The sequence below is a fragment of the Paraplanobispora takensis genome (assembly GCF_016863195.1).
Taxonomy (GTDB): domain Bacteria; phylum Actinomycetota; class Actinomycetes; order Streptosporangiales; family Streptosporangiaceae; genus Planobispora; species Planobispora takensis.
In genome coordinates, this window is sequence record NZ_BOOK01000081.1 from 21852 (window position 1) to 29658 (window position 7807).

Below are 7807 nucleotides of genomic sequence, written 5' to 3' on the forward strand. Positions count from 1 at the left end.
GTCGGTGTCTGTGAGGTCGTGCGGTGACGGGCGGGGGCCTCAGCGCAGCACCAGCTCCAGGCTGCTGTTCACACGCCGGGCGCCGACGCCCTCGAACAGCGCCACGGCCGCCCCGTTGGATTCGTTCACATCGGCCGAGGCCGCCTCGATCCCGCAGCGGTGCAGCGAGCCCAGCACATGGGCGAGCAGCGCCCGGGCGACGCCGCGGCGCTGCCGGCCGGACCGCACGGCGATCAGCCCGATCCGCCTGCACCGCGGCTGCCGCAGCACCGTCGTCACCCGGAGCAGTCCCACGTACTCATCGCCCTGTGCCGCCACCGCGTACTGCGACGGGTCCACCGTGGTGGCGCCGTCCGGGCGGGGCGGCACCTCGGCGGGCATCTCCCGCCATCCGACGGTGGCCTCGACCTCCTCGCGGATCACGCGCTCCAGCGTGAGCAGAGGCCCCCGCTCCGCCCGGCCGACGGCCACTATCGTCACGCCCGCCGGCGGCGCCGAGCCGAGTCCGGTGACCTGCGGATCGGTGGGCACGAGATACTCCCACTCGCGGCGCCGCATCGTGAAGCCGGCCCGTTCCCAGTCCGACACCAGGTCGAGGTCGGCCCCGTCGGCCACCGTGTACAGCGGCCTGGGCAGGTCCGCCAGCATGGTCTCGGCGAGCCGGTCGAAGGCCGCGCCGTGCCACGCGTCGATGCTGAGGAACATCCGCCCGTCGGGCCTGAGAGAGGTGTAGCCGCGGCCGACCGTCAGGTCGTCCTCCACGGCGTGCCACTGCGTCTCCGCGACCCGGGTGATCATTACGGCATGCTTGTCCATGCCCGGGGTGAAACGTGCTGAACTCATTGGTCGCCGCCTTTCGGGATCGCCTTGTCGAGGCACTCCCGGCGACACCTGTGTCAGCCGCCCGGCCGTGACTGCGAGGGGGAGCACCCACTTCGAACAACGTTCACGGGTCTCACCTCCTCCGGGTCTGTCACGGTTCGCGGCACATTACCGGCGCGAACGCCGTCCCGTCCAGCCGTTTTCCGCATCGCCGCGACCCACCGCCGGTTGCCGTGCGCCTTCCGGCCCGCGGTCCCGGGCCGGAAGGCGCACGTCGAGGCTCAGCCGGCGGGGAAGCGGCGGTTCGTCCAGGCGGACAGCTCGGTCCGGGCCGCGGCCAGTTGCCCGGCGGTCACGGGTGCGCCGGTCGTGGTGTTGACGACGAGGGCGGTGTGCACCGCGCCCGGCGATCCGGGGGCCGCGGTGAGCTGCAGCTTGTACGCCGAGGAGGAGCCGGATTCGTGGACGGCCCTGACGGGGCCGGAGGCGGGCACGCCGTCGACCGTGCCGAGGTCGCCGACGACCACGGTGCCCGCCGGAGTGAACGAGCGCGGCAGGTGCAGCTCCGTGGGAGCGGCGCCGACCGATCCCCTCCACACCAGCACGCCGTACTGGCGGTCCTTGACGAGGGCGGCCAGGCCGGGCATCGAGGACGGGACGGTGAGCCACGCCTGCTGCCGGCCGGCGCCGCCGTATCCGGAACGGGCCAGGTCCTCGAAGGCGAAGGCCAGGGTGTCGCCGTCGACCGCCGAGGGGTAGAGCCGGTCCAGCACGCGCGCGTCCAGCCGGAGCGCGAGCCCGCCCGCCTCGTCGGCGGCCACGACCGAGTGGTCCTCGTCGTTCCATCCGTCGCCCTCGGTCTGCACCTTGCCGGGGTTGCCGTTCATGAGCTCGCGGTGGCGGCCGCTGTAGAGGTCCCAGTGCCACTGCATCGACGACAGCACCGAGCCGCCCGCCGCCGGCCCGCTCCACCAGTCGCGGCCGGCCAGGCCGGAGTCCATGGCCTGGTACATCGCGCGGATCATCCAGGGGGTGCGGTCGCTGCCCGTCCCGGACAGCTTGTTCCCGAACTCCGACACCAGCGGCGCGGTGCCCAGGTCGGTGGCCCGCCGCCGGATCTCGTTCATGGCGGCGGCGTAGGTCCCGTCCGAGGCGGGCGAGGGGTCCAGGGTCATCCGGGCGCCGTCGTAGTAGTGGCTGTTGAACACCATCCGGGTGCCCAGCCGGCCGGCCGAGGTCATGCCGCCCTGCTCGAAGAAGCCGGTGTTCCAGAAGACCAGCGGCTCGACGAAGGCGGGTTTGGCGTCCCAGCCCGCTTCGTCCATGGCGGTACGGAAGCGCTGGTAGAAGGGCATCAGGTGGTTCTTCTCCCAGTCCAGGCCCGTGCCGCCGTCCAGGCCGCCGTCGAAGGGCTCGTTGAACGGGTCGAGGCCGACGATGCCGTCGAAGGCGCTCTGCGGCAGTCGCTGCTTCAGGTACGTCATGGCCGCCTTGGCCTGGGCGAGGTAGGCGTCCTGGACGCCGACCGGCCCGGCGGGGGTGGTGAGCACCCGGTTGTGCCAGAAGTCGTGGGCGGCCTGCCGTACGGCGGCGTTGGTCTGCATGTTCTGCCCCCACAGCAGGCAGATGCCGCAGGACTCCCTGGGATAGCCGCCGGCCCGGATCACCCACTCGGGCGCGCCGTCCCCGGTGTACCAGCTGCCGGGGTTGAACAGGTGGGAGGAGTAGAGGTCCTGGTGGTAGTCCAGCAGGACGCGGAACCCGCGATCGGTGAACGCCCTGATCTGCGCGACGGCCCGGTCGAGGTAGGCGTGGTCGATCCGGCCGGGGGCGGGCTGGACCCCCTCCCAGCCGATCAGGAAGCGGACCGCGTTGGCACCGGTCAGATCGCGCATCGCCTGGGCGGACCTGGCGGCGTCCGCGCTCGTGCGGAACGGCAGCAGGCCGTTCTCGTACAGCTTGGCGCTGCCGGAGACGTTGAAGCCGCGCAGGGTCACCTCACGGCCGTCGGCGTCCCGGAACACCCAGCCCTGCTGTCCGGGAGCCACCACGACGGCCCCCTGCCCGTCGTCCGCCCTCGCCGGGGCCGCGCCGGCGGCGGCCACACCGGCCACCGCTGCGAGGACGGCCGAGGCCACCCGGACCGAACGGAGTGAACGGAGCGAACGGCCCGACGAACGGGCTGACGAACGGGCTGACACGGAGGACACACGCATCACTGGCATGGCACGGCCTTTCAGCCGGGACCCTCACTGTGCAAGAATCTTCTTGCAGTTGCAAGAGCTATCTTGCATCCGTGCCATCCACCACACGTGAGCGCATCCTCGACGCCGCCCTGGAGCTGATCCAGCAGCGCGGCTTCGGCGGGACGGCCGTCACCGACATCGAGGAACGGGCCGGGCTCTCCCCCGGCAGCGGCAGCTTCTACCGGCATTTCCGCTCCAAGGAGCACGTGTTCGGCGAGCTGTTCGAACGCGAACTCGAGCGCGCCCAGCAGCACCGCCGGGCCTTCGAACGCGGCCCCCTCACCGGCGACTCACAGGACGCCCTCGCCCGCCGCCTGTTGCAGCAGCTCGACTACATGGCCCGCATCAGGCCGCTGATCACCCTGCTGGCCCGCGAGCACGGCCGGTTCCCCGAACTCACCGGCAGGATCGGCGACGCCCTCCTGGACCGGGGCATCGCCGAGGAGGCCGATCACCTGCGGCGGGACCTGCCGGGCGTCTCGGACGACGACGATCCGCACGCGCTGCTCGCGGTCATGGTCTCCGCCCTGACCGGCTATCACCTGTCCCGCGAGTTCTTCGGCCGGCCACCGGCCGACGTCGACCCCGCCCGGTTCGCGGCCGCGCTCGCCCGCCTCATCGCCGCGCCCCGCCCCCCGTCATGAGCCGGATCCTTCGAGCTCGCGCCGGTAGGCCTCCAGGACGAGGCCGTGGAAATGATGGACCGCGTGCTCCGACAGCCCGGAGCCGCCGGGATCGTGAACGATCTTCCCCTGGGTGAACGCGGGGGTGCGCATGCCGCGCTGGACGCTCTCCACCAAGGCGATGTCCTCCACCTGGAGGACCTCGTCGATGTAGCGGATGCTGTCCAGCTCGGCCTCGTCGGCCTCGGCGGTCTCCAGATAGAAGTCCCAGGTCTCGTGCGTACGTTCCGGGCCGTCGGGGATGATCTGCAGCACCATGAAGTTCCCGCGGCCCGGATAGCGCAGCAGGCAGGTGTTGGGCCACAGCCACCAGACCGCGTGCTCGGTGACCGTCGCGCCCGACACGTCGTAGGCGGAGTTCTCCGCCTTTCCGGCCTGGGCCATGTGGCTGGAGTAGATCCCGTGGGTGGTGACCCGGTAGGTGCTCATGTCGACCAGGGACACGAAGTCCTTGTGGGCCACGTGGCAGGGGTAGCACTCCAGGAAGTTGTCGACGACGTTCTTCCAGTTGGAGGCGATGTCGTAGGTGAGCCGGCGGGCGAGGGTCAGCTCGGCCACGTCCGGCGCCCGCGCCCGGATCTCCGCCTCCAGGTCCCCGGCCTGCTCCGGCAGCGGGGCCGCCCCGGGGTCGAGGTTGACGTAGACCATGCCGCCGAACTCGGCGACCCGGACCTGCTCCAGGCACACCGCGGAGGTGTCGAAGCCCGGCATGCCGCCGGTGTTGCGCGCCCGCCTCAACCGGCCGGCGAGGTCGAAGTTCCAGGCGTGGTAGGGGCACACGATGCTGCGCCGGACGCCGGAACCGGACAGCAGTTCGTGCGCCCGGTGCTTGCACACGTTGTAGAACGCCCGCAACGCGCCGGCCTCGTCCCGGACGGCGACGATCGGCATGCCGGCCACCGTGCCCGTCACATAGCTCCCGGGCTCCCGCAGCTTCTCCACATGGCACAGCCACTGCCAGGTGCGCGCGAAGATCGCCCGCTGCTCGACCGCGAACCACTTCGGATCCGTGTAGGCGTCGGCGTGCAACGACATCGACAGCGCCGGGTCGGGGTCGTATCCGGCTGAGATGTGATCGATTTCGGGGATCGAGTGCGGTGTCACCGTACCTCCGATACATGACACCAGGCGCACGGGGCCGAGTGGTCATCCCGTGAGACGGCACAGAAATCCTGTGTCGGCCTAATTGAGCGTAAGATCCTTTTCGCCGGGTTTCAAGCCCCCGGGCGGGCCCGCCGGACAGCGCGCCGACCGGTGATCGCCGCCCCCGGAAATGCGGCCCGGCTCCGCCATGCCGTGGCGGCATGACGGAACCGGGCCGGAGTCACTCTGGGCTCAGCCGGACGCGCCGGCGGCCTGCGGACGGGAGGAGACCGGAAGCGGGGCGCTCCAGGGAAGCCTGTCGGTCGGCCACAGCTCACGCTGCTGCTGCTTCTTCTTCGCGGTCAGGGCCTCGACCCGGCCGCCCACCGGGCAGCGGAAGCCGTACGGGGGCAGGGTCAGTGAGATCAGGTAGTTGTCGATCGGCACCGTGCTGCACTCGTCCTTGCCGTAGATGCGGTGGCCCCAGCCCTCGTAGGTGATCAGGCGCGCCTTGGGGCCGAACTGCCGGGCCACGTTGGCCGACCACGAGTACGGCGTCGAGGGGTCGTGCAGGGAGTTGCCCAGCAGGATCGGGGCGCTGCCCGTGTAGCGCAGCCGGTGCTGCGGGTTGGTGGTGGGGTGGCCCAGGCAGACGGGCAGGTCCTCGATCGGCATCGGGTTGTAGCGCATGTCCGGGGCGTGACGGTTGCCGCTGCGCAGAAGGTGGGCGTATTCCCTGTAGTTGCGCACCGGCAGCTTGTAGTCCTGGCACAGGATCGCGGTGGGCAGGTGGGCGACCTCGCCCGAGACGGGCTGGCGGCCGGGCAGCGGGGGCACCCACTCCGGCGGCTCCCCGCCGTCCAGGGCGCGCAGCATCTCGCTCAGCAGCTGCCAGGCGGGTCCCTCGTTGCCCAGCACGCCCTGCCACAGCACCTGGATCTCGGTCATCGGGCGGTCGGTGACACCCGGGTAGTACAGCTTGCCGCTGCGGGCCTTGGCCAGGATCCTCTCCCACACCTCCCGCACGTCCTTGCCGTGCAGAGCGCAGCCTGGCTCCTGGTCGCACCAGCCGACGAACTGGTCGAAGGCGTCCTCGACGGCGGCGGCCTCACTGTCGAGGAAGGCCTTGACGCCGAGGCTGTGGTCCATGTTGCTGTCCAGGGCCATGGCCCGGATCCGGTCCGGGAACAGCTCGGCGTACATCTGGCCGATCAGCGTGCCGTACGAGATCCCGTAGAAGGTGAGCTTCTCCTCCCCCAGCGCGGCGCGCAGGGCGTCCAGGTCGCGAGCGACGTTGACCGAGTCGACGTGGTCGTACAGGGGGCCGGTACGGGCCCGGCAGTCCGCGCGCAGCTTCTTGGCGTAGGCGCTCCACCGGGCGAAGTCGGCCTGGCTCTTCATGACGGCGTACGGCATCTGGTTGTACACCGACGCCGAGCAGATCACCGGGTGGCTGCGGCCCACGCCCCGCGGGTCGAAGCCGACGATGTCGAAGTGCCTCTGCAGCTCCGGGGTGAAGAAACCGGGAGCGCCGTAGGCGGCCTCCACGCCCGACCCGCCCGGACCGCCCGGGTTGATCACCAGGGACCCGACGCGGGCCGCGGGATCGGTGGCCTTTCGGCGGGCGACGGCCAGCTCGACGGTGGGCCCGTTCGGACGGGACCAGTCGATCGGCACCGCCAGCCTGCCGCACTCGGCGGAGGGCTCCTCCTCGCAGGGAGCCCAGTTGATGCGGCCCTTGCCGGGGACCGGGGCCGGTGAGGTCGTCGGAGCCGGCGACGCCGTCGGGGTCACCGAGGGCTTCGGGGTGGCCGCGACTGCGTTTCCGGGGCCCGCGGCGACGGCCGGTGATACGGGTAACAGCGTCGCCATCGCCGCGAAGGCGACGGCCAGCAGGGGGGATCTTCTCGACACAGTGCTCCAATCGCCGATCGGCCGACGGGCCCGCGGATGGAGCACCCGGTCGGCCCAGGTCATCGTCTGTCGGCAGCCGCGACGACTCTCGAAGCCGGCGGCGGCGAACGCGGCCCCCGTGTTGACCGCGACAAATCGACGGCAGCACGATACAACGCCATGATCCAGAAGATCCTGACTATTGCCGTAAATGTGATCTTCGGTTTGATGCCGGAGCGGCGGGGTGTCAGGCGGGATCCCGCGGTGAGAACGCCACGGGTTCGATGCGGAACAGCGCGGTGCGCACCTCTCCCTCCTGCTCGGCGCCGGGGGCGCGCCCGGCCACGGCCTTCAGCACGTCCACGGTGGTGATCATCCCGATCAGGCGGCCACGGCCGTCGAGCACCGGCAGATGGTGGACCTCCGCCCGGCGCATCGGCTCCCAGGCCATCAGCGGCGACTCCTCGGGAGGGATCGTGACCAGAACACGGCTCATCACCTGCCCGGCGGTCAGCGCCTCGGTGGTCGGGGTCTTGGCGTCCATCGTTCCTCCTTGGCAGAAGTGTGCGCCCCCGCTGTCACGGCCGGTCCGGTGTCCGGGTGACCGGTGTGATGCGGGACGACGGCGACGGGACCGGAGGAGGGGGTACGCGGATCGCTCATCGTTCTCACCCCGCCCCCATCATCGGAGACGACGGCGTTCCAGGGCAGAGCGCGACGTCCCCCGCCTGCGGGGACGTTGGAACCGTTCCGGATCCCTCGGCGGCATCCCGATCCCCGGCGGCCGGTCATCCTTCCGCGGCCATGCGGGCCGCACCGGTGGTGGTGGGGATGATGTTGACCGCCGCCGAGCGGGCCCGGCTGCGGATGACTTCCGGCCCTGCCCACGCGACCCGTGCAAACGCGGATCACACCTCAGGGGCGGATTCCTCGGGAGGCGGCGGCGCGGCCGGGACGTTCCGGCCGGGGTCCTCAGAAGCGGAACCGGACGCCTTCTTCGAAGCGATGAGACGTACGTCACCCCGTCGGCGCCGCGTCTTCTCACGTGAGGACATGACGCCCACCTGAGGGCATGGCGGG

General features: G+C 71.2%; 6 protein-coding genes. 1 reads left to right on the plus strand and 5 read right to left on the minus strand.

The annotated features are described in order from the left end of the window. Positions 1-39: 39 nt before the first annotated feature. Complete coding sequence (locus tag Pta02_RS38840; protein ID WP_203880041.1) at positions 40-843, minus strand: GNAT family N-acetyltransferase; 804 nt, start codon at positions 841-843, stop codon at positions 40-42. Positions 844-1103: 260 nt separating this feature from the next. Next, complete coding sequence (locus tag Pta02_RS38845; protein WP_239131561.1) at positions 1104-2960, minus strand: cellulase family glycosylhydrolase; 1857 nt, start codon at positions 2958-2960, stop codon at positions 1104-1106. 158 nt (positions 2961-3118) lie between these two features. Here Pta02_RS38845 and Pta02_RS38850 point away from each other — a divergent pair, with 158 nt between their 5' ends. Beyond that, on the plus strand, positions 3119-3712 hold the full coding sequence (locus tag Pta02_RS38850) for a TetR/AcrR family transcriptional regulator (RefSeq protein ID WP_203880043.1): 594 nt from the start codon (positions 3119-3121) through the stop codon (positions 3710-3712). On the opposite strand, the gene Pta02_RS38855 is transcribed toward Pta02_RS38850, so the two are convergent. From Pta02_RS38855 to Pta02_RS38865, 3 genes are all read right to left on the minus strand, one after another. Next, entirely contained in the window at positions 3707-4855 is a 1149-nt protein-coding gene (locus Pta02_RS38855; protein WP_239131562.1) for an aromatic ring-hydroxylating oxygenase subunit alpha, read from the minus strand. The two genes, Pta02_RS38850 and Pta02_RS38855, sit on opposite strands and share 6 nt — an antisense overlap. Positions 4856-5086: 231 nt before the next feature. Continuing rightward, positions 5087-6748 carry an alpha/beta fold hydrolase gene (locus Pta02_RS38860; RefSeq protein WP_203880044.1) on the minus strand — a complete coding sequence of 554 codons (1662 nt, stop codon included), beginning with the start codon at positions 6746-6748 and terminating at the stop codon, positions 5087-5089. A gap of 226 nt (positions 6749-6974) precedes the next feature. Beyond that, positions 6975-7271, minus strand: a complete 297-nt coding sequence (locus tag Pta02_RS38865; RefSeq protein ID WP_203880045.1) for a CBS domain-containing protein — start codon at positions 7269-7271, stop codon at positions 6975-6977. Positions 7272-7807 lie beyond the last annotated feature (536 nt).